Raw genomic sequence first — 23,989 nt, forward strand, 5'->3', positions numbered from 1 at the left:
ATGAAAAGGAAAGCACCAGGTTCATTTCTGTTTCTCATGCCTTCCGTACTGTTATTACTTGTGTTTTTCATTGTTCCCATCATTCTGACTATCTGTTTTGCCTTTACGAATATGGCTCTGACTGGGGCGGCAGCCAAGAGTTTGGAGTTTGTCGGATTCCAGAATTTCATTAATATGTTCCATGATCCGGACTTCCGGATTAGTGTCTGGCGTACGCTGGTCTTTCTCATCTTCTCCGCAGTGATTGGTCAGGTATTGCTTGGATTCATTCTGGCCCTTCTAATGAAGGAGAAAAATGTGACCTTCCGCCGGGTCATCGGCATCATCGTCATTGCCGGTTGGGTGACACCCGAGATTGTTGTGGCATTCTGTATGGTCGCCTTTTTCAGTGACAATGGTTCATTGAATCAGATCCTCGGCTGGTTTGGAGCGAATCCAGTCTCCTGGTTGTTCAGTTTCCCTATGGTGAGTGTCATTATCGCGAATATCTGGCACGGCACAGCCTTTTCAATGATGGTCTATCAGTCGGCACTGGATGATATCCCGAAGGAAGTTGAAGAAGCTGCGATTATTGACAGTGCCACCGGGTTCCAGATTGTCAGACACATTACGATCCCAATGGTAAAAGGGTCAATCGTGACCAACATGATGTTGGTTACTCTACAGACACTGGGTGTGTTCACGCTGATCTATACGATGACCGGTGGTGGCCCGGGTACTTCGACACAAACCTTGCCGATCTTCATGTACAATCAGGCCTTTGTGAACTATCAGTTTGGATACGGCACAGCCATATCTCTGGTTCTGTTGTTCATCGGTATTGTCGCCAGCCTGTTCTACATGCGATCCATGAAAGTGAAAGTGTAACCATGAAGGAGGTTCGATCCCTATGGTCAAACATGGGCTTCAACGCAAAATCCAGTACGGGATTCTAGTTTTTCTAGGGCTCTGTTTTTTATTGCCACTGCTCTGGATCATTCTGGCTTCATTTGACCCGAACGCGCAACAGGGTATCAAAATGCCCAGTACCTGGACCATTCAAAATTTCAAGGATGTACTCGGGGATTCGAGCAATCTTCGTTCATTCGGTGTGGGCCTGATTCTGTCGGGAGGGCAAGCGATATTGGTTGTTCTGGTATCGGTCCTTGCTGCTTATCCATTATCCCGTTATGAAATGAGATTCAAAAAAAGCTTCTTGTTATCGATTCTGTTCATGACAGCTCTTCCGATTACTGCCGTGATGGTTCCGGTATTTCAAATGTTTCTGTTCTTCAAAATGCAAAATAGCATCATTGCCACGATGCTGTTCCTGACCGCATCCTCACTTCCTTACGGCATCTGGATGATGAAAAACTTCATGGATTCGGTGCCAATCGATTTGGAAGAATCGGCATGGATTGACGGAGCGTCCGTGTGGAGTAGTTTGAGACGAATCGTGGCGCCATTGATGTTGCCGGGTATTGCAACGATAGCGATATTTACCTTTTCGGGAAGTTGGGGCAACTTCTTCGTGCCATACATCCTGCTCCAGACACCGGAGAAACTTCCGGCATCGGTCACGATTTATCAATTTTTCGGCAGCCACGGTATGGTTGAATACGGCAGGTTGGCTGCATTTTCACTACTTTATACAATGCCTTCGGTTGTGCTATATATCTTCTCCCAGCGTTACATGTCCAAAGGATTCAGCATGGGCGGGGCAACCAAAGGTTAATGACAGGAGGTACGTAACATGACAACCAAAAAGACGGCACATCTCATCTCGCATACCCATTGGGACCGCGAATGGTATATGCCTTATGAACACCATCATGTACTGCTCATTGAGCTGATGGATAAACTGCTGGATACGCTCGATCAGGACCCGGAATATCGCTATTTCCATCTGGATGGTCAGACGATTATTCGTGAAGATTATTTGCAGGTTCGGCCCGAACAACAGGAGAGGCTCGACCGTTATATTCGTGAAGGACGCATCCATTTTGGTCCATGGTATGTGTTACAGGATGAGTTTCTGACCAGCGGCGAGGCCAACTTGCGCAATCTGCTCATCGGTCATCGTGATGCTCGACCTTTGGGTGTGATATCCAAGACGGGATACTTCCCAGACTCGTTCGGAAATATGGGACAGGCACCGCAGATTCTGCAACAGGCGGACATTCATAACGCGATCTTTGGACGCGGGGTAAAGCCTACGGGATTCAATAATGCGGTGGTTGATGCGGATAGTTACGAATCTCCCTATTCGGAGATGATCTGGCGTTCGCCGGATGGTTCGGAAGTGCTCGGCATTTTGTTCGCGAATTGGTACTGCAACGGGATGGAGGTTCCGGTTGATTCGGAGAAAGCCCGAGCCTATTGGGATAAAAATCTGGCGGATGCCGAGAAGTTTGCCTCGACTCCACATCTGTTGTTCATGAATGGTTGTGATCATCAGCCGATCCAGACGGATCTGCCAGAGGCTTTACGCACGGCGGCTGCATTGTATCCTGATGTTGAATTTATTCACTCCAATTTTGACGATTACATTGAGGCGGTTACGAAGGAAGTCCCTGAGCATCTGGCGACCATTGAGGGTGAGCTTCGCAGTCAGCACACGGATGGTTGGGGAACACTGGTGAATACGGCATCCGCAAGGGTTTATCTGAAACAGTTGAACCAGCAGGGGCAGACGTTGCTTGAAAAAGTAGCCGAACCACTGGCCGCCATGGCCCATATAGCCGGGGTAAAAGATTATCCGCATCATCTATTGACGCATGCATGGAAGATGCTGATGCAGAACCACCCACATGATAGCATCTGCGGATGCAGTGTCGATGAGGTTCACCGTGAGATGGTGACCCGCTTCGCCAAGAGCAGACAACTTGCAGAGAAATTGGTTTCCCAGAGCGCGCAGGCTATTGCTGAGTCCATTCGTGTGCAATCTGCTGAGGCTCGGGGAGAGGAAGCAGTGCTGTTCACTGTGTTTAACACGAGTGGATGGAATCGAAATGGAATCATTGAGATGGATCTGATTGTGGACAAAGCATTTTTCCCGGAAGGTCCTAACCCTCAGGCACTTGCGCAGAAGGTGGAAAAAGATGCACTACCAGTGTATCAGCTGGTCGATTCGGATGGACAAGTGTATTCGGCAGAAATTAACGATCTGGGTGCACATTTTGGCTATGAACTTCCGAAGGATCGTTTCCGACAACCTTATATGGCTCGTAAAGTAAGAGTGACTTTTCAGGCGGTGGATGTACCTTCTCTGGGCTATAAGACGTATGCTCTCATTCCAGTGGAGAAACAGGCAGAGATTGCTGAAGTGCCCGATATGAGCGAACTCATCCAGGTTCAGGGAATGATGATGGAGAACGGTCAATTGCGGGTGACGGTTGAAGAGAATGGTACGGCAACGATTGAAGATAAGGTCTCCGGTGCTGTATACCAGGGATTGAATTCATATGAGAATACCGGTGATATCGGCAATGAATATGTCTACCGTCAACCCGAGGGAGAGACAACGCTGACCACGGAGCATCTGAAGGCGGACCTGCGGATTGTGGAGCAGTCTCCGTATCGGGCAGTTATGCAAAGTGTATTACGCTGGGATATTCCTGCTGGAGCAGATGAACTGTTCGAGCTGGAGAAGCGCCAAATGGTTCCTTTTACAGAACGGAAGGCACAGCGAGTCAAGAACACTGTTCCGTTGGTGATTACGACAACGTATACGTTGGAAGCAGGCAGTAATATGGTCAAGGTAAAAACTGACTTTAACAATCAGGCCAAGGATCATCGACTGCGCGCACTCTTTCCGTCAGGACTGGTGACAGAGGATCATTATGCGGATTCCATCTTTGAAGTTGCCAAACGTTCCAATACACCGGCCAAAGAATGGGTGAATCCGAGTAATGCACAGCATCAGCAAGGGTTTGTACATGTGACCGATGGTGATCATGGCTTGATGATTGCAAACAAAGGGCTGAATGAATACGAGATTTTACAGCATGAAGAGGGCAGTACGATTGCGGTTACGCTGCTGCGTGCCTCTTCGGAGTTGGGAGATTGGGGTGTGTTTGAAACACCGGAAGCCCAATGTCTGGGACCTCAGAGCGTGGAATATGCGATTATTCCATTTGCAGGTGATGCCGCACAGTCAGGAGCATGTGCATCCGCATATGTGTATCCGATTCTGTGGACGACTGTACAGCTAGGGGCACTAGCACGCACGTTTGAGCGAGAAAGTCATGCCGGTGCTGATGGGAAAAAGGTTGAACTGCCTCTGTCGAAGCAATGGCTGGCATGGAATGCACAAGGTTCGTCACTAGCCTTCTCCACATTGAAGATCGCAGAGGAAACCGGAGATTTGATTGCTCGCTGGTATAATCTGAACTCCGAAACCGTTGAGTTGAACGTACAGCCTGGATTCGAATCAGCCTCCGTTTATGAGAGCGATGTGCTGGAACGGGTTAAGGACACGTTGGAGGGGCAAAGCCAGACGGTATCCGGGTACAAGATTGTTACACAAGGTTATACGTTACGGTGAGTTGATTTTTGAAAAGCATAGCTATAGAAACCTCCTGTTCACGTTATTGTGGACAGGGGGTTTTTGTTATGCGACCTCGTTATGTAAAATATATCAGGGATTTGGGCAAGTGTATAAATGTCTAATAACATTCATGTCGTGATTTTATACATTTATTGTCGCGAGTTTCTATTAAAAATAGATTAAGTCTATGATAACTTATAGATAAATGTCAGAATATTATATAGTATGGAGGTAAGACACATTGACCATTCGAATTGGAAAAATTAGTTTGTGGCATGTTCACGCATGGGATTACATCAAGCAAGCACAGGAACATGAGGATACAGTCATCGCCGCTGTATGGGATGAAGATGCCAAGCGTGGTCAGGAAGCGGCTGAACGTTTAAACGTACCATTCTATGCTTCACTCGAAGATATGTTGGCCAAGGATGACATCGACGCCGTTATTGTAGATGCGCCAACTCGCATCCATGAAGAGGTGATCACCGCTGCTGCAAAAGCAGGTAAACACATCTTCACGGAGAAGGTTATTGCGTCGACACAGGCGGAATCCAACGGAATCTTTAATGAGGTAAAGGCCAACAAGGTCAAAATGACTGTCTCCTTGCCACGTCTGAATGCAGGGTATACGTTAACGATTCAGGATGTACTTAACCAAGGATTACTTGGTAAAATAACTTATGTTAGAGCGCGTTTATCACATGATGGAGCAATTTCCAACTGGTTGCCTGAACACTTCTATGAACTGAAGGATTGTCAGGGCGGTGCACTCATTGATCTGGGTTGCCATCCAATGTATCTCGCCAAACTGTTTCTTGGTCAGGAAGTAACTGCGGTTAACGCCAACTTCGGATATATTACAGGCAAAGAAGTGGAAGATAATGCAGTCGCAACCTTGTTTACGGATTCTGGAGCAGTCGGCGTTGTTGAAGCCGGTTTTGTGAATAGCCATTCTCCGTTTACGATTGAGGTTCATGGCACGGAAGGTACACTTCTGTATGGGACACCTGATGAAAAGTTATTGATTCGCACGAAAGCAGTACAGGGACAGTATGATGACTGGACTGAACTTCCTTTGGCAGACCAAAGAGAAAGCGCATTCAATCAATGGGTTGCACATATACAGAATGATACGGATGCAACTGAAAACGTGCAGATCGCTATGGAGCTGACCCGTTTGATGGAAGCAGCGAATCTCTCTGCCAAAGAAGGGCGCAGAATTACTCTGAAAGAGTTGAAGGGTTAGTTTTTATTAAGGAGGTGTGCAATCTTGAGCCTGTATCCTTATGAGAAAATGCTTGAACGGCAGGATCTCCTGGAGAGACTGGATATTCTAATGGTTTGGGGACATTATGAGATTCGTGTGATGCGATTTCATCTGACTTCTTTTCCAGCGGGCCGAGTTGTGGATTTCCATAATCATGCGGAGTTTGAGTTTCATTTTATCCCGAGAGGTAAAGGTAAAGTTATTCTGGATGATCAGACACATGCACTCTCGGAAGGTATGCTGTATTTGACTGGACCAGGTGTCGTTCATTATCAGGAGGCTGATGCTAAAGAGGACATGGATGAACTATGTCTTCATGTGGATATCGTTCACAAGCCAAGAGAACATGTCGATCCCTGGGAAGCAGCAGAATCCGAGGAAACGATGGAAAAGCTGAGAACGCTTCCGCTTACTCCGGTGAATGATTATCATCGGGCGATGCATTGTTTTTTGGAAGCCTATGAGGCATGTGATCAGAAATTGTTAGGTTATTATACGTCGATCAAGCAACTGGTTATCAGCATATTACTCAAAACCGTGCGAGCATACGACACCGGGGGGAATCGACCGGAAGCCCCTGTGCGGGATATGTCGGTGTATCGTTATGAGTATGCAGTGCAATATATGGAGGCGAATCACCCTACAGTGGTCACGCTGGAACATGTAGCAGAGAAACTTCATATTAGCAGCAGACAATTGCAGCGAATTTTCTACCAAGTACAGCCGGAGATGCCGTTCAGCCGTGTGCTGGAGGATATTCGTCTGCGCGCCGTGTGCCGCAATCTGGAAGAAAGTAACGTATCCATTGAACAGATCGCTCTTGCTTCAGGATTCAATAATGCCAACTATTTGCATGCTGTATTTCGCAAACGTCTGGGGATGACCCCGTCGGCTTTTCGTAAAATGAAACAACCAATACTTAAGTGAGGGTGAATATATATGAGTAAAGTATATCGTATCGGAATTATTGGCTGTGGTGGAATCGCGAATGGCAAACATCTGCCGAGTCTGAGTAAATTAGATAATGTTGAACTGGTGGCTTTCTGTGATATCGTTAAGGAACGTGCGGATGAAGCCAAACAGAAATATGGCACTACTGAAGCCGAAGTCTACACGGATTATCAGGAATTGCTCAAGGATGAGTCTTTGGATATTGTGCATGTGCTTACACCGAATATTTCTCATGCCGAGATTTCTATTGCTGCTCTGGAGGCAGGCAAACACGTGATGTGTGAAAAGCCAATGGCGAAGACATCTGCTGAAGCACAGCTCATGCTGGAAGCGGCAGAACGTACCGGCAAAAAACTTACCATCGGATATAACAATCGTTTCAGAGAAGACAGTCAGTACTTGAAGAAGGTGTGCGAAGCGGGTGACTTGGGTAATATTTATTTTGCCAAAGCACATGCGATTAGACGTAGAGCAGTACCAACATGGGGTGTTTTCCTGGATGAAGAGAAGCAAGGTGGCGGTCCGCTGATTGACATTGGTACGCACGCACTTGATCTGACGCTCTGGATGATGGATAACTATCAACCAAAAGTTGTGCTGGGTACGACCTATCATGAGCTTTCACAACGTGAAAATGCGGCCAATGCCTGGGGCCCGTGGGACCCGAAACAATTCTCCGTAGAGGACTCGGCCTTTGGCATGATTGTAATGGAGAATGGGGCAACGATCATGCTGGAATCCAGTTGGGCACTGAACTCACTGGATGTGGATGAGGCAAAATGTAGCTTGAGCGGTAGCGAAGCGGGTGCGGACATGAAGAACGGACTGCGCATCAATGGTGAGAAATTCAGCCGTTTATACACCAATGAGATTGAACTGAGTGCAGGCGGGGTAGCTTTCTACGATGGTAAGAGCGAGAGCGCACCGGATGTTGAGATGAGAAAGTGGATTGAAGCGATTGAGAACGATCAGGAGCCGGTGGTCACACCGAAACAAGCACTGATTGTATCTCAGATCTTGGAAGCACTCTATGAATCTGCTCGCACAGGCAAGGCCGTGTACTTGAATAACGGTAACGAAGCATAGAAAAGGCTTAAAACAATAGATTACAAAACCCTTTGTCCCGTTATTGAGGACAGAGGGTTTTTGGTGTTTTGGATACTAGCTATTGGTCCATACCATACTCTATTTCGGCACATATGATGAGAGAAAAATGAGCTGAAAAGAGGGTATGTCTTGACTAAACACAAAACGGGTCATGGTGTTTCCATTGTTGTGTGTACCAATCGACCGCAATTTTTTGACAACATTCTGCAAAATTACAGTCGCCAGCGTTATCAAAGCAAAGAACTGATCATTGTCCTGAATCATGACAGTATGAATCTGGCATTATACCAAAACCGGGTTCGAAATCTTGCCAATGTTCATGTTTATCAAGTTCCGGAGAGCATTTCCCTAGGACAAAGCCTGAACGCTGGCATGACAAGGGCACTCTTTTCGCTGATTGCCAAATTTGATGATGATGACTACTATTCGCCGTATTATTTAACAGAGCAGGTGAGAGAACTTAGACGGACCAAAAGTGATATTGTGGGTAAACATTCGTGCCTGGTCTATTTGGGCGCATCCAAGACATTGTTGGTCAGATCTCCTGCTGAAAAAAATAAACCGGTTGAATTTGTTCAAGGGGGCACTATTTTATTCAAAAGAGAGATCTTGAAAAAAGTCCGCTTCACGGACCGTTCAATAGGGGAAGATGTGACCTTCCTGAGACAATGCAGAAAAAGAGGATTCAAAGCGTACGCGACCTCTCCTTACAATTATGTCTATCACCGCAGACAGAACAAAAAGAGTCATACCTGGAGAGCGGATGACAGCTTTTACCTGAGGGGAAGCAAAAAACTTGCGGTTACAGAGGATTTCAGACCCTTTGCCAATAAGAAGTTATAGAGGAGAATAACGAAAGCGAAGATGCATCTGCTGCGTGTAGATGCGTCTTTTTTGTGCCAAAATGCTTCAATTTGGAGGTGGTTACAAAAAAAATATGAATTTACTTGAAAAAAAGTATTGCATATAAGTTTAGTCGGAATTATATTAATGGTATAAGGTCTAGACCATATACAGATCGGAGTGTTTAGATGTCCAGTACGTTTTCATTTCGTTTTGAGAAAGTATCTACCAAAAAGGTTAGTGAATTCATTAGGGAACAACTGGAAGAAGCCATTATTTTGAAAGAATTAATGAGTGAAGAACAGCTTCCAGCCGAGCGAGATCTGGCAGAGATTTTTAACGTAAGCCGGATTACTGTTCGCGAGGCACTCTCTTCACTGGAAGAGAAAGGCTTGATAGAGAAAAGGGTGGGTGCCAAAGGCGGAACATTTGTACTGCCTCTGACAGCCAATTCGCATAAACGGACCAGAGAAGAAATTAAACGGGATTGGTCACAGATGCTGAAGGTGTTCGAATATCGAACCATCATCGAGCCAGAGGGAGCTTTTCTCGCTGCTGAGCGGATCACCGCAGGCGAACTGGAGTTGCTTGAGGGTTACATGGAGCAAAGTATAGAGCCAGACTGCACAAGGGAATGGTTCAGGGCGCTGGATGTGAAATTTCATCTAACCATCTCCAAGGCTTCGGGGAATCCATACTGCGAGAGAGCCGTCAGACAGATCCGGACGAAAATTAATCCGGCGCTTGACTTGATGCCTTATGATGACCGGATACGTACCGTCAACCACGGTGTACATATGGAGATTCTTGAAGCATTGAAAGCCCATGATAGCACTAAGTCTAAGGAGACGATGAAAAGGCATATCGAATTCTCAGCGGATGCAATCTATGCCCGTTTGGATTCTGAATCGGACAAAAATGAAGGGAATGACAGCAAATGAATCGTTCAGAACTAATACAGCTGGCTCAGCCACTACAAGCCCAGTTAAGTGCTTGGCGCAGAGATTTACATGAGCATCCGGAGATCGGTTATGAGGAGCATCGCACATCTGCTATCGTAGCTGAGCATCTGGAAAGCCTGGGGTTGGAAGTTACACGCAATGTCGGACAGACCGGGGTTACAGGCCTGCTTCGCGGAGAGACCGACGGACCAACCTTTGCTTTGCGCGCAGACATGGATGCCTTGCCAATCCAGGATCAGAAAGCGGTGGAATACCGTTCGCAAGTAGAAGGCAAAGCGCATCTGTGTGGGCATGACGCTCACACCTCCATCCTGATGGGAGCCGCCCAACTGCTTACTGGTCTTGGAAGACCGAAGTCAGGCAACATCAAATTTATTTTCCAGCCAGCAGAAGAGGGACTTGCAGGTGCAAGAGCCATGATCCAGGACGGTGTTCTGGAGAATCCAAAGGTTGATGCCATCGCAGGATTACACATGACACCTGGACAGGACACGGGAACCTTGGGCGTAAGTCAGGGCGTTGCTTTTGCATCAGCTGATCCCTTGATTATCAAGGTGTTTGGCAAGGGTGGCCACGCAGCTCGTCCGCATGAGGGTATTGATGCAATCGCGGTATCCGCTCAGGTCATCACCGCATTGCAAAATATCGTCAGTCGGATGGTTGATCCACTTGAACCGGCAGTAGTCACGATTGGCAAAATCACGGGAGGTTATATGGGAACAGCCATCGCCCCCGAAGTGGAGATGATCGGTACGGTTCGTACACTCTCACCTGCCATTCGTGAGCGGATGCCAGCTCTGATCGAGCAGGTTGTTAAAGGGGTCTGTGATTCATTCGGAGCAGGATGCGAAGTTGTCTACGGCGATGGATACCCTGTTGTCGTGAATGATCTCGGCATGGTTGACCTGCTAACAGAGACTTGTGATCAGGTTAATGCGGAGAAGGGATGGACTTATATCAAACCCTCCACAGGGGGCGAGGATTTCGCGTTTTATTGTGAACAGGTTCCGGGTGTGTTTTTCAGACTAGGATCTGGGAATGATGAGGAACGTACTCGCTATCCACTCCACCATCCCATGTTTGATCTTGATGAGACAGCGATGCCTTATGGTGTGGGCATGTTGTCTGCAGTGGCACTTGAATTTTTGGCACGGAATACAACTTCTGAGGGGGAGCAATCACAATGAAAAAAAGACAATGGACAGGCTTGTGGATCACGTTACTGGCAGTCGTAATGGTACTCAGCGCTTGCGGAGGAAAATCGACAAGCACAAATGATGGTTCCGCAACAGAAGGAACTGGCAGTGGAAGCGCAAGTACAACACTGACCGTTGCTGCGGCAACCGATATTGAGAGTTTTGATCCGCACAACAACAACAATACTTCCAGTGAGGCGGTTCTGGTCAACGTTTTTGATTATCTGATCAAAAATGACAGTGAACAGAAAAAAGTTGCGGGACTTGCGACATCATGGGATCAAGTCGATGATACAACGTGGAGATTTAAGCTGCGTGAAGGTGTTACCTTCCATAATGGCGATCCATTCACTTCAGCAGATGTAAAATACACGCTGGAGCGCGTAGCCAAGGACGAGACACTGAAACAAAACAGTTATTTCAAAAATATCGTAGAAGTTAAAGTGGTGGATGACTATACCGTAGATATCATCACAGATGGTCCAGATCCGTTGCTCCTGAACCGTCTGTCCAAAATGGGAGCAGGCATTCTGCCAGCAAAATATATTGCGGATAAAGGATTCGATGCTTTCCTGAAACAACCAGTAGGCACAGGCCCTTATAAGTTCAGTAAATGGACCAAAGATGATCGTGTGGAACTAGTAAAAAACGAGAACTACTTTGACGGTGAACCAAAATGGAATGAAGTGGTATTCCGCGTTATTCCTGAAGCCTCCACACGTGTATCCGAATTGCTTGCTGGTGGTGTAGATGTGGCGTCTTCCATTCCCTCCACTGACATTGCCCGGATCGAAGGCGAAGCAGATAAGAAGATTGTCAAAGCGCCAATCCAGCGTGTGCTTCAGTTGATATTCCGTCAGACAGAAGGTAGCATCACGGCTGATCCGAAAGTACGTGAAGCCATTGACCTGGCTATCGACAAACAAGGAATCGTGGACAGCATTGCCGGCGGAGCAGGTATCGTAACCCGCACATCCGTAACACCAGGCAACTTCGGTGCTGAACCTTCATTGTACAAAACGTCACTTTATGATCAAGAAAAAGCTAAACAGTTGCTGCAAGAAGCTGGCTATGCGGAAGGTGAAGCCGAGATGACTATCTCCGTTTCCGCACAATACAAAGAACAGGCTGAAGTTGTTGCAGCAATGCTGGAACAAGCCGGATTCAAAATCAATCTGGATGTCCTGGAAGCAAGTGCATTCAGTGAACGTTACAGCTCCAAATCATTCAAAGAAATCTTCATGATTGGTATTGGTAACTCCTTGTTTGATGCTTCGAATAACTACAATCGTTATATGTTGGAAGAAGCAAAAGGCGAGTCGGATTACAACAATCCTGAAGTAGAGAAACTGCTTCAATCGGCATTGGTGAACATGGACCCTGCGTCTCGTGAGAAAGAGTATCAGCAAGTACAACAGATCTTCTCTGAAGAACGCCCAGCCGTATATCTGTACCAAATGGAAGGTGTCTACGGAACAAATGCTAAAGTGAACTTCGCGCCACGCAGTGACGAGATGTTCTATGCTGACGAGATTACACCTGTTGCACAGTAACATCGGGTATAACAACCGGTCATTGAAAAGATAGGCCGTGAACGGCAGGGACTGGATAACCATGTTCCTGCCGTTCTTTTTTAAAAGGGAGGTGAACAAGGAATGGGCAAATACGTACTTAAGTCACTACTGCAGATCATTCCGGTGCTGTTCATTGTTTCATTAATTGTGTTCATTTTGGTTCGAGTCACCGGTGATCCGGTTGCGCTAATGTTGCCTGAAACGGCTACCGCTGAAGATCGTGCTGTCTTGACGCAGGCACTTGGTTTGGACCAGCCTTTATATACGCAATACGTGAAGTTTCTGGGCAGTGCGATACAGGGAGACTTTGGTCAGTCTTTTCGCTACAATCAGCCTGCGCTAGAGCTTGTGCTGGAGAGATTGCCTGCCAGCTTTGAACTGGCTGTAGCCGCCATGTTTTTTGCTGTACTTATGGCTGTGCCACTTGGAGTCATTTCAGCTGTCAAACGCAATACGTTTACCGATCTCATTATTTCAGGAATATCCGTCATTGGTAAGGCGATGCCAAACTTCTGGATGGGGATTATGCTTATCCTCTTGTTCTCCGTCATGCTGGGCGTATTGCCGGTATCCGGTCGCGGAGGATTGTCACATCTGATCTTGCCTGCATTCACGCTTGGCGTTGGACTGGCTGCGCAGATGACCCGACTGATTCGCTCCAGCATGCTGGAGATTCTCAACCAGGACTATATTCGAACAGCTCGCAGCAAGGGGCTTGGCCGAATGGTTGTCATTGTGAAACATGCGTTTCGGAACGGATTGATACCGGTCGTGACAATTATGAGTTTACAGTTTACAAGTCTGATAGGGGGCACTTTGATTACGGAAACGGTGTTCTCCTGGCCTGGACTGGGTCAATTGCTGGTCGTTGCAGTCAACACACATGATATGGCGATTGTACAGGCAGCGGTGTTTGTCATTGCCTTTATCGTTGTGGTAATCAACATCTTGACGGATGTAGCTTACAGGCTACTCGATCCGCGCATCAAATACGACTAAAAGGAGGTGCAATCATATGACAGGCAGCAATGAAATGCCAATTCCGGGTACAGAACAGGAACAAGACAATGGGCGTGCACCAACGGGATTTCGTTATATCTGGCAACAACTGATCATCAGCAAGACCGGAATGTTTGGTGCTGTGCTTGTATTGTTGGTTGTGTTAATTGCCATAGGTGCACCTCTATTGACGAGTCATGATCCGGCAGCGGTTAATCCGCTTAACCGACTTAAACCACCAGCATGGCTTGAGGGCGGAACGGCCGAATACTGGCTGGGTACCGATAATCTGGGTAGAGACATGTGGAGCCGCATTGTATATGGTGCCCGGGTTTCCTTAATCGTGGGTATGGGTGCCGTAATTGTGTCAGGAATCATTGGCGCCATTCTGGGGCTGGTGTCCGGATTCTATGGGAAATGGGTGGATGCCGTAATCATGCGTGTAGGTGATGCATTCATGGCGATTCCGACTATTCTGTTCATGCTTGTTGTGATGGCAATTGTTGGCCCGGGTATTACAACGTTGATCTTTGTCATCGGGGTGACGAACTGGGTTCCATTCACCCGTGTGGTAAGAAGTGAGGTTCTTAGTATCAAAGAGCGTGATTTTGTTCATGCGGCCAGATCGATTGGCGCGAAGAATGGAAGATTGATTCTGAAACACATTCTGCCGAATATCCTTTCATCCTTTATCGTCATCTGCGGTATGAATGTCGGCACGACAATTATTATGGAAGCTTCACTCAGCTTCCTGGGTCTGGGTATCAAACCACCCGATGTGTCCTGGGGAGGGATGCTCAGTGATGGCAGACAATACGTTGCTACAAGCTGGTGGGTCGCTACATTCCCGGGACTAGCCATTACATTTACCGTACTCGGTGTTATTTTCCTTGGAGATTGGCTGCGTGATGTGCTTGATCCACGTACGGAGACAACCCATAAATAAACGGAGAAGGGAGCCATCAATATGAACCAAAGACCAATTATGCCGGAGGATCTGCGTCATTATCGTTGGATAAGTCACCCGGTGATCAGTTCTAACGGACAAGTGGCTTATGTGGAACAGACCATAGATCAGGATAAAAACGAATATAACACGCAAATTCGAGGGATTTCCCTCGATGGTGATGAAGATATTGCACTTTCGGATGGAACAAAGGATTCCTCACCTGCTTGGTCGCCGGATGGCACACAGCTCACATTCATTCGCTCAGTAGATGGGGGCAAAGGATTATGGACGCTCCATTCAGATCAAAAAGAGCCGGTTATGCTGATATCTCCCGCATGTAAAATATTGAGTTATATCTGGTCGCCGAACGGGCAGTACATTGCGTTTACCAGCAAAGTACAACCGGAGGACCAACAGAAGAAAGCAGACGTCCAACAGGAGTCTGTACCTTTACTGCGAGGTAAAGTCTTCGAGCGTACAACGCCGAAGGCGGAAGGGGCTGGCTGGTGGGATGGTCAATACAGCCAGTTGTTTGTATATGAGATCAAAAGCGGGGAGATCACACAGGTGACTTCCGGGCTATGGAATATCAGTGCTCCGGCATGGTCGCCAGATAGCAAGCAGCTTTCTTTCATTTCGAAGCAAGTAGAGGACGAGGAACTTGATGCGGATCTGCTTTACTTTACCGATGTATACAGCATTCGATTGGGAGAAAGTGATCTGTTCAAAGTGACGGATTCCAGTCTGGCGATAAGCCAATTCTCCTATTCGTCCGACGGGCAGCAGCTGATTCTGATCGCCAGTGATCGTGAGTATGGAAGCGGGAGCCACAACAGCTTATACGCTGTTCCCGTTCATCGAGGTATACCCAGGCCAATCGCACCTCAATTAGATATGCAGATTGGTAACGCGGCGCTTGGAGATATGAAGTCGGCAGGTGCGTCACCTTCTCCTATCTCGGATGCCCATCATCCGGAACGCGGTGTATATGTACTCGGAACACATAACGGGAATGTGGACGTGTACCGTATTCAAGAAGATGGGGCGTGTCAATCCGTTACGGGCGCTGGTGAAAAGGATGTGTATCAGTATACCTTAACGTCAGATGGTACGTCGCTGGTTATCGCTGCGTTGACGGATGAACACCCTGGAGAGTTATATCGCGTGGATATCGACAGTGGTGAAATGTTCAGACTCACCCGCAGAAATGATGAATTCTTGGCTGAATTAGCTGTTAATGTGCCTCTACGTGTAGAGTTTAAGTCTTCCGATGGATGGCCGCTTCAAGGTTGGTTAGCCACACCGGCAATACGTGACACCAATGGGAAACTGCCACTGATTTTGCAGATTCATGGTGGACCCCACGCAATGTATACGGGAACATATAGTCATGAGATGCAGACACTCGTTGCGCAAGGTTATGCTGTGCTGTGGATCAATCCTCGCGGAAGTATGGGATACGGTCAGGAGTTTGCCAGAGCTTGCCGTGGTGACTTTGCCGGAGGGGATTACCGGGATCTGATGGAAGCTGTTGATTATGCCCTGGCTACATACGATTTCCTTGATGCATCACGTCTGGGTGTAGCGGGTGGCAGTTATGGCGGAGTGATGACCAACTGGATTGTAGCGCATACCCACCGATTCAAGGCGGCTGTAACTCAGCGATGCATCTCCAACTGGTTGTCCATGTATGGGACGAGTGATATCGGAATTTCCTATGTCGAGGGAGTCATTGGTGGTAATCCGGCGGAAAACGCTGAATTCCTGTGGTCCCGTTCACCTCTTGCCCATGCACATCACATTGAGACGCCACTTCTGATCATGCACGGAGAGCAGGACTATCGGACACCGATTGCGCAAGCGGAGGAATTATATACTACGCTAAAACGATATGGCAAAAAGACCAAACTGATTCGTTATCCGGGCTCCAACCACAGTTTGCTGAAAAGCGGTAAACCTTCATTACGTATCGATAGCTTCGAACAGGTGAATGCCTGGTTCAATCAGTACCTCGGGAATGAGGAGGGCGAGCAATGAGTCGAACTCAGCTGTCCATTCCTGTAGGACTTCTTGTAGAGAATGTTCTGACAAGTGGGGAACCAAAAGAAGTGATTATTGAATGTTTACAACGTCGAGACTATTCCCGTTTGTTGCCTCTGGTTAAGGAATCCGCGATGGATTTTGATGAAAGACTACAGACAGCAGATGATATCGGAGACGATTGGGAAAAGGCGATACGTCAAGGTTATGAGTTCAAGTTTTTGCATATTAACGGGTTGAAACGATTGCTCGATTTCCGGTTTGACCGTAAGATGGATCGGGATTACGTTCAAGATGAACTGTCACTGAAGCATATTCGTCTGACCCCACAAGAGATTGAACTGCTACAATCGTTAATTGGCAGGCAGTGGATCGTGCAAGCAGAAGAAACAGAGGTAGCAGCAGAAGGCAGAACAGAGAGCGAGTCATCCTCTCACATTCCTGTCCGTATTCAATTGAAATTCCCATAGTATGACTAGAAGAAGCCGCGATGATCGCGGTTTTTTTGCTATGTACAGGTAGAAATGAGGACGGCTAAATTCAAAAGTTGAAATCGGACTCTGCATGATTTATATTTATATTAAATGATATTATTATCTATCAAAAAATGAAGGTGTAAAAAGGAGGACATGGGATGTCCATTCAAAATGTTTTGGGAAAAATTCAAATATCGGATGATGTGATCTCCAAAATTGTCGGCAAGATCGCGAATACTACCAGTGAGATTTCCTCCATGTCGACAGGACTTGTAGAAGGCATCACCAAAAAGTGGAGCGGGAAAAGTCTACAAAATGGCATAGATATCCGCAAGGTAGAATCAAGACTGGAGGTAAATTTAAAGGTTGTCGTTTGTTATGGAACAAAAGTGCATGAAGTCTGCAGGGAATTGCAAAACAATGTGAGATTGCATGTGGAACAGCTGACCGGATTAACCATTGATACGGTGAATGTGATCGTTGAGGGGTTATCATTTAACCAACCTGCTGCCAAGCTTTAATCCAATTTCAGCTACCTAGAGGAGTGACAGCGATGAATAAGATTTCCATAACAAAAGCCAGTCCACAATCATTAGTCGGCGGGCAGCTAAATCAGATGGCACTTGAATATATGGCCTATTCGCTTGCAGGTACCAAGGATAAAGGCATTATAGAAAAAACATTTAACAAGTTATGGCGTTCGAATCAGAACCGATTCAGTCACCAGTACGCTTATGAAGCCAAAAAGGATAACCAAACGCTGGGCATGATCATGTGTTATCCGACTACTATAATGAACAAACTTGCTTTGCCAACGTTCTCCAAGCTGTTTGAACTTCGGAAATGGAGCTTGATTAAGTATAATCTCCAACACTGGAAAGAGTTCTACTCCATGGTGACATTAAAAGAAGCGGAGAACGACGAGTACCACATCGGAACATTGGCTACGTTGCCTGAAAGCAGAGGACTTGGTGTAGGGACACAGCTCATTCATTTTGCTGAGGAGCGAGCTATAACACAAGGTCTGTCCAAATCTTCACTTACGGTTAAAAAGGAAAATCTACTAGCAATTAAACTCTACGAGCATTTGGGATACCAGAGAGTAGGGGAAATCAATAAACCTTCGTTATCCCTGTACAGGATGTCCAAAAAACTGGTGTAATGTTTTCTGATACGAATAGAACAAGCAGCTAACTGGAGAGTTTCATATATAAGCCCACATTGGAACAGTTAAAAGTGTGAGCTGGAGGGGCGCTTTATGCGTCCCTTTTTTAGTTCTTCAAATTTTTCTCATAAAAAAGTAACTTGACTTTTGTGGGTGTTTAAGCAGGTACTTGACAGGGGTGTGGTATAGTATAAAAAGTTCTTTTAATGAAGAAAGACGGAGAAATATACAATGTGGGGTGTAACCAGTGTATCAATATAAGGATCAGGAATATGAAGCAGTACATTTTGAGGGACGTGACCTGCGCTATGGAGAACTCATAAGTTGTGTTTTCAAGCAGTGTACATTTATGAACGCTTCTATGGAAGAAATCGAAACGAGTAACTGTCGTTTTATTGAGTGTAACTTCAAAGGGGCTTCCATGAATGGTTCGATTCATACGGAATCGGCTTTTGAAAACTGCACCTTCGGTGGTGCAAATCTCTTTGCTTCCAAATTCAGCTCCTGCAAGATGACAGGCTCAGACTTTTCAGGTGCGCAAATGGATGGCATTACCCTGAGTCAGGGCGATTGGTCTTACACGAATCTGAGACATACGCGATTGGGGAAACAGGATCTGCGAGGAATTCGTTTCTTTGAGGCTGACTTTACGGACACGGATTTCACCAAAGCGGATTTGAGAGACTGTGATCTTACCCGAGTTGTATTAAGCAGAGCTAAACTGCAAGGAGCCGATCTTAGAGGGGCTAACCTGGAAGGCATCGATCTGAAATCACTGGATATCAAAGGCGTACGTTTGGATCGCGAACAAGCTGTTCTGTTTGTACGCTCGTATGGTGCGAAAGTAGACTAAGTTGAGTTGAACATACACAGCATGAAGCCGCCCTTAAGGCGGCTTTTTTGACTTTGAGGTTTTCCGATTCAAAGAGAATAGGCAGGAAAAAGAGATCTAAACAAGAAGTAGTTAACATAAGTTTCAACTAAAAGGAGGTTATCATGACCGTCACATTAATTATTATTGTCGCTATTATTGTCTTTGGGCTTATAACAGGCACAATCACTACGATTATGGCATTTAAACTGCTACGTAACAATAAAGAGAAACATCACCTTCGCAAGAGCATTCTGATGGACGGAATTCCAACAGAAGCAATAATTCATGATATTGTGCAGACATCATCCAGTAGGGATGGAAGGCCTGGCGTGCGATTGGATCTGACTGTAACCCAAGTTGACGGCCGCACCTTCCCAACAATTGTAGAGACTTATATTCCAATCACACATATTCCCCATTTTCAGAAAGGAAATGTCATTAACGTAAGATACATTGCGATGGGGAATGAACGAAAAGTTGAGGTAGAGGATGCCTACCTTCCGTGAGGTGCCGCATGGTGGTAAGCTTCGGTTATCAGGCATATCAAAAACCATTACCTGAAACAAATCAGGTAGTGGTTTTTGATGTGAATTTAATTGAGTTAATCCTCTTCTTTTGACATATTTCGTATATACCTCGCTTTGTTTCATGAAATGAATTTCATTACGTTTTAACGCTGTGCTTTGGGGCTCGTTTCAACCGCACAGCAAGCCAACTCATAATCAGAGCAGCAATGAACAGAAATACGGTCACACCTGCAATGACAACAAAGAAGGATTGGTCAAATGCAGCAAAGGCGGCATTTTTGAGCGATTCAGCAGACGCAGCAGGCAAGCTTTCGGCAGCGATAAGCGCTTCATCCAAACTGTCTTTCGCATTGGCTGGCACACTAATTCCCACAGGAATCTTCATAGCGAGTGTGTAGAAAAGAGTCGACATGCTGCCGATGATCGCAATACCGGATGCTCCGCCCAGCTCATAACCCACTTCCTCAATGGAAGCGGCCATGCCCGCTTTGTGTGGTGGGGCATAACTCATAATGGAATGTGATGCAGCGGTCATCCCTGATCCAAGACCTGCACCAAGCAGTGCCAAGCCGATAATCTGCCCGGTGAACCCAGCATTGAAATACATCAGATACGTCCCCATGCCAAGGGCAGCGATGAAGAGAGTGAAGCTTTTGATATATACAACATCCACACGGTGCATAATGGCCCCCGTAACAGGTCCGGCAATGAGTGCTGCAACAGGTATGGATACGGTGAATAGTCCAGCCTGAAGCGGTGACATGCCTTCCACCAGCTGAAGCCGCTGAGTGACCATATATTGCACACCCATTTGTGCAAACAAGCCAACCAGTGCGGTAATAAAGCCGGTGCTGAATCTTGGGATTTTGAATAAGGACAGATCCAGCAGTGGATTGGGACTGTTATTCTGACGGCGAATAAAGATGATCAGGGACAGAACACCGATCACAGCAGCAATGATAGCGAGTGTGAGAGATCCTTCGCGTCTTGTGAATTCCTTAATAGAATAGATAATTCCGACCATGGCAATCATGATCTGAATGGAACTGGTGAAGTCCCACTTTTTCGAGGTATCCCCTTGATGTTTAGGGATCATTTTCAAGGCGAATACAAACGCGATAATGGCTATGGGCAGGTTAATCAGAAACACAGAGCCCCACCAGAAATGTTGAAGTAGCAGTCCACCAACAATCGGTCCCAATCCAGCACCACCTGATGCAATGGAACCCCAGATGCCGATTGCCAGTGCGAGTTCTCGCTCATTCGTAAACGTAACTCTGATAATCGACAATGTCGCTGGCATCATCATGGAGGCACCTACGGCTAGAAGAATTCTGCTCATGACCAGCATAGCCGGTACTGGAGAAAAGGCAGCAGCAAGAGAAGCAGCAGAAAAGACGAGCAAGCCCAGGGTAAATATTTTTTTATGACAAAGACGGTCCCCGAGTGTTCCCATTGCAGGAAGAAGACCCGCCATGACAAGGGAGTAACCGTTCAGAATCCATAATTTCTCCGAAGCAGATGCACCGAGATCATGGGTCAAGCTGGGTAGGGCTGTGTACAGGATGGTCATATCCATCACAATGAGTAATAGTGCACTTGAGACAATAACAAGAATCATCCAACGTTTGAATTTAGACATGTTTCCCTCCGACGATATGAATAACTTACAATTCAAGACTAAACTATCGGGTAACCCTATAGTCAAACTTTTCTTTACACACTATAATGCATTTATATTGATAAAACTTAGACTACATATGTACATGGAGGGCCCATAGATGGCTGGACATCACGCACAACATTTTACCACCAGTGAATTTGCCAAGATCTGCGGAGTGACCAAACATACCTTGTTTCATTATGACGAGATTGGGCTGTTAAAGCCTGAATATACCAATGCCAAGGGCTACCGCTATTATGGTATGCAACAAACGTATGTGCTGGATGTCATACATGTGCTGAAGAAGGCAGGAAGCTCACTCCAAGAGATTAAGTCGTTTATTAAAAATCAGAATACACCATTGTTAATTGAGCTGTTTGAACAGAAATTAAAGGCACTTGAGTTGGAGCAACAACGAATCAAACGTATGCAAAAGCTGCTAAGTGGTGCCATTGAAATGACGAAACAAGCCACGGATACTTCTCCTGAAGGGTTGCATATCGAACAATGTGAGCTGGAGTATTTTATTGCTGTACAACTGGAGCAAGGGGATGGGGATAAGGAATTCTTCCGTAAGTTCATTGAATACAGGACCCATTGTGATGAACAGATGATCGACTATGAGTTTCCGGTATGGACGATCTTAACTCAGGAGCACTATGAGGCAGGAGAATACTATCCGGATTACTTTGGCAACAAAATAAAAGCTCCCATTCCAGGGGAAACGATATGGATTAAGCCAAAAGGGATGTATGCCGTCATGAATCATCGAGGTTCATACGAAAGCATGCCAGAGACGTATTCCCTCATGAAAGAGGAGATAGAAAAAGAGGGACTGCAAGTCTGTGGACATGTGTATGCACTGGACCTGCTCACTTATTTTGCAGAAAGTAATCCCGATGAGTACATCATCAAAATTTACGTAGAGGTGTGTAAGCCAGAAAACACAATGGTTTAACGGTACGGGGATGGAAGATGAGATCGAGGCTACACTGTCTTGACCCATATCGTATTCCATGTTAAGTTTTCTGTATTAAATTTTGAACTTTCAAAGGGGGGATAGAGTCATGACTGAATTAGAGGTTGTGGATGTTTATGTGGACCTGTCAACAAACATGAACAGTGGCATGGTTCACAATATGACTAATCAGAATCCGACACTTTGTCCTCCTATGCATAGATCTGCTTGGCGCTGAGTGGTTTATCGCCAGGTTTCTTTATTGTATAAGCGAATCTAAATTCTGATTATGTTCAAATATTAAAGTGAGGGAATCCATGCCATCTTCCATGGTGAAATCCCGTCAGTTTACTTTTATATTTCACATAAAAAGGATGATATGCATGTCTTTAATCAACGTTACCAACCTGACCTTTGCTTATGAAGGCAGTTACGATAATATATTTGAAAATGTTAGTTTTCAGTTGGACTCCGATTGGAAATTGGGTTTTACCGGAAGGAACGGCAGAGGCAAAACGACATTCCTCAATCTGTTGCTTGGCAAATATGAATACAGCGGACATATCTCTGCGAATGTTAGCTTTGAATACTTTCCTTTCCTGGTAGAAAATAAGGGAGCCATGACCGTTGATGTCATCGGCGAGATTCATCCTGAATATCTACACTGGCAAGTTGTGCGCGAGCTTAACCTGTTAAAAGTGTCAGAAGATGTGTTGTATCGGCCTTTTGATACGTTATCCAACGGAGAACAAACAAAGGTGATGCTGGCTGCTTTGTTCCTGAAGGATAATCGGTTTCTGCTCATAGATGAACCTACCAATCATCTTGATCTCCATGCAAGACAAATCGTCAGTAATTATCTTGGTAGCAAGAGTGGATTTATTTTGGTATCTCACGATCGATCCTTTCTGGATCACAGCGTGGACCATATCCTTTCCATCAATAAAAGTAACATCGAGATTCAGAAAGGCAATTTCTCCGCTTGGTGGGAAAATAAAAGAAGGCAAGATCAGTTTGAACTTGCGAGTAATGAGAAATTAATAAAGGATATCAAGCGTTTATCCGATTCAGCCAAACGGACCGGTGGATGGTCGCATGAAGTTGAACAGACCAAAAATGGTACGAGAAATTCCGGCTCCAAGGTGGATAAAGGATATATTGGGCACAAGGCTGCCAAAATGATGAAACGTTCCAAAAATATCGAACAAAGGCAGCAATCTGCGATTCAAGAGAAATCCAAACTTCTCAAAAATATCGAGAGTGCAGAACGTTTACAGATTCATCAGCTGGATTTTCACAAGCAGGAACTTGTTGAATTGGAACATGTGTCGATATCATACGGCTCCAATACGGTGTGTAAGAATGTCAGTATCACGGTTGAACAAGGGGATCGTATTAACCTGTACGGTAAAAATGGATCTGGCAAATCAAGCATTCTTAAACTGATCTGTGGTGAAGATATCCCTTATACAGGTCTTTTCAGAAAGGATCATCAGCTTAAAATCTCGTATGTGTCGCAGGACACGTCCGATCTCGGAGGACATTTATCTGAGTATGCGGCCACACAGGGGATTGATGAAAGCCTGTTTAAATCGATACTTCGAAAGTTGGATTTTTCCAGACTGCAATTGGAGAAAAATATCTCAACGTTTAGCGCAGGTCAAAAAAAGAAAGTGCTCATTGCCAAAAGTCTTAGTGAGAAAGCTCATCTGCATATTTGGGATGAACCACTCAACTTTGTAGATGTCATTTCACGTATGCAGATCGAAGACTTACTCTTGGAATACTCGCCAACCCTGCTTTTTGTAGAGCATGATCGTGAATTTTGTACAAATATTGCAACAAGAATTATCGAACTGTAAGTAACGTGAAAGATAACCATGTTAAGAGCCGCCAAATGGCGGCTTTTA

General features: G+C 45.8%; 21 protein-coding genes. 20 read left to right on the forward strand and 1 reads right to left on the reverse strand.

The genetic code is table 11. The features are described 5' to 3' along the window. From MKY95_RS14755 to MKY95_RS14840, 18 genes are all read left to right on the forward strand, one after another. Positions 1-867, forward strand: a complete 867-nt coding sequence (locus tag MKY95_RS14755) for a sugar ABC transporter permease (RefSeq protein ID WP_101314027.1) — start codon at positions 1-3, stop codon at positions 865-867. Between the two features lie 22 nt (positions 868-889). Beyond that, the gene (locus MKY95_RS14760; RefSeq protein ID WP_036608291.1) at positions 890-1,714 is read left to right on the forward strand and encodes a carbohydrate ABC transporter permease; all 825 of its coding nucleotides are present in this window, start codon (positions 890-892) and stop codon (positions 1,712-1,714) included. Positions 1,715-1,732: 18 nt separating this feature from the next. Beyond that, positions 1,733-4,525, forward strand: a complete 2,793-nt coding sequence (locus MKY95_RS14765; protein ID WP_339199418.1) for an alpha-mannosidase — start codon at positions 1,733-1,735, stop codon at positions 4,523-4,525. A gap of 244 nt (positions 4,526-4,769) precedes the next feature. Beyond that, positions 4,770-5,774, forward strand: coding sequence for a Gfo/Idh/MocA family oxidoreductase (locus tag MKY95_RS14770; protein ID WP_339199420.1), 1,005 nt, complete (start codon positions 4,770-4,772; stop codon positions 5,772-5,774). Positions 5,775-5,798: 24 nt separating this feature from the next. Next, the gene (locus tag MKY95_RS14775) at positions 5,799-6,722 is read left to right on the forward strand and encodes a helix-turn-helix domain-containing protein (RefSeq protein WP_245838080.1); all 924 of its coding nucleotides are present in this window, start codon (positions 5,799-5,801) and stop codon (positions 6,720-6,722) included. Positions 6,723-6,734: 12 nt separating this feature from the next. Further along, entirely contained in the window at positions 6,735-7,832 is a 1,098-nt protein-coding gene (locus MKY95_RS14780; protein WP_339199423.1) for a Gfo/Idh/MocA family oxidoreductase, read from the forward strand. 150 nt (positions 7,833-7,982) lie between these two features. Next, a complete protein-coding gene (locus MKY95_RS14785; RefSeq protein WP_339199426.1) occupies positions 7,983-8,696 on the forward strand; it encodes a glycosyltransferase in 714 nt (237 codons plus the stop codon). A 188-nt stretch (positions 8,697-8,884) separates the two neighbouring features. After that, positions 8,885-9,637: a FadR/GntR family transcriptional regulator gene (locus MKY95_RS14790; protein WP_339199429.1), complete on the forward strand. Its 753-nt coding sequence runs from the start codon at positions 8,885-8,887 to the stop codon at positions 9,635-9,637. Beyond that, entirely contained in the window at positions 9,634-10,845 is a 1,212-nt protein-coding gene (locus MKY95_RS14795) for a M20 family metallopeptidase (RefSeq protein ID WP_076317980.1), read from the forward strand. The genes MKY95_RS14790 and MKY95_RS14795 overlap by 4 nt, the downstream gene beginning before the upstream one ends. Beyond that, positions 10,842-12,407, forward strand: a complete 1,566-nt coding sequence (locus MKY95_RS14800; protein ID WP_339199432.1) for an ABC transporter substrate-binding protein — start codon at positions 10,842-10,844, stop codon at positions 12,405-12,407. The genes MKY95_RS14795 and MKY95_RS14800 overlap by 4 nt, the downstream gene beginning before the upstream one ends. Before the next feature lie 102 nt (positions 12,408-12,509). Continuing rightward, positions 12,510-13,427 (forward strand): ABC transporter permease, encoded by a 918-nt coding sequence (locus MKY95_RS14805; RefSeq protein ID WP_017688654.1) that lies wholly within the window; start codon positions 12,510-12,512, stop codon positions 13,425-13,427. A 16-nt stretch (positions 13,428-13,443) separates the two neighbouring features. Continuing rightward, positions 13,444-14,373: an ABC transporter permease gene (locus MKY95_RS14810; RefSeq protein WP_017688653.1), complete on the forward strand. Its 930-nt coding sequence runs from the start codon at positions 13,444-13,446 to the stop codon at positions 14,371-14,373. 21 nt (positions 14,374-14,394) lie between these two features. After that, a complete protein-coding gene (locus tag MKY95_RS14815; protein WP_076317978.1) occupies positions 14,395-16,413 on the forward strand; it encodes a S9 family peptidase in 2,019 nt (672 codons plus the stop codon). Beyond that, positions 16,410-16,886 carry a hypothetical protein gene (locus MKY95_RS14820; RefSeq protein WP_339199436.1) on the forward strand — a complete coding sequence of 159 codons (477 nt, stop codon included), beginning with the start codon at positions 16,410-16,412 and terminating at the stop codon, positions 16,884-16,886. Before MKY95_RS14815 ends, MKY95_RS14820 begins: the two co-directional genes overlap by 4 nt. A 164-nt stretch (positions 16,887-17,050) precedes the next feature. Beyond that, on the forward strand, positions 17,051-17,413 hold the full coding sequence (locus MKY95_RS14825) for an Asp23/Gls24 family envelope stress response protein (protein ID WP_339199439.1): 363 nt from the start codon (positions 17,051-17,053) through the stop codon (positions 17,411-17,413). Between the two features lie 32 nt (positions 17,414-17,445). Further along, complete coding sequence (locus MKY95_RS14830) at positions 17,446-18,054, forward strand: N-acetyltransferase (protein ID WP_339199442.1); 609 nt, start codon at positions 17,446-17,448, stop codon at positions 18,052-18,054. Positions 18,055-18,304: 250 nt separating this feature from the next. Then, positions 18,305-18,910, forward strand: coding sequence for a pentapeptide repeat-containing protein (locus MKY95_RS14835; protein WP_339199445.1), 606 nt, complete (start codon positions 18,305-18,307; stop codon positions 18,908-18,910). 143 nt (positions 18,911-19,053) lie between these two features. Next, positions 19,054-19,437: a hypothetical protein gene (locus tag MKY95_RS14840; protein ID WP_036608246.1), complete on the forward strand. Its 384-nt coding sequence runs from the start codon at positions 19,054-19,056 to the stop codon at positions 19,435-19,437. 157 nt (positions 19,438-19,594) lie between these two features. Here MKY95_RS14840 and MKY95_RS14845 read toward each other — a convergent pair whose 3' ends face one another. Beyond that, positions 19,595-21,100 carry an MFS transporter gene (locus MKY95_RS14845; RefSeq protein ID WP_339199448.1) on the reverse strand — a complete coding sequence of 502 codons (1,506 nt, stop codon included), beginning with the start codon at positions 21,098-21,100 and terminating at the stop codon, positions 19,595-19,597. A 139-nt stretch (positions 21,101-21,239) separates the two neighbouring features. Between MKY95_RS14845 and MKY95_RS14850 the strand changes: the two genes are divergently transcribed. Together MKY95_RS14850 and abc-f are read left to right on the forward strand one after the other, a co-directional pair. After that, the gene (locus tag MKY95_RS14850; RefSeq protein ID WP_339199451.1) at positions 21,240-22,079 is read left to right on the forward strand and encodes a MerR family transcriptional regulator; all 840 of its coding nucleotides are present in this window, start codon (positions 21,240-21,242) and stop codon (positions 22,077-22,079) included. Between the two features lie 383 nt (positions 22,080-22,462). Beyond that, entirely contained in the window at positions 22,463-23,941 is a 1,479-nt protein-coding gene (gene abc-f, locus MKY95_RS14855; RefSeq protein ID WP_339199454.1) for an ABC-F type ribosomal protection protein, read from the forward strand. Positions 23,942-23,989 lie beyond the last annotated feature (48 nt).

It is taken from the genome of Paenibacillus sp. FSL P4-0176, from assembly GCF_037975265.1.
Lineage (GTDB): Bacteria > Bacillota > Bacilli > Paenibacillales > Paenibacillaceae > Paenibacillus > Paenibacillus amylolyticus.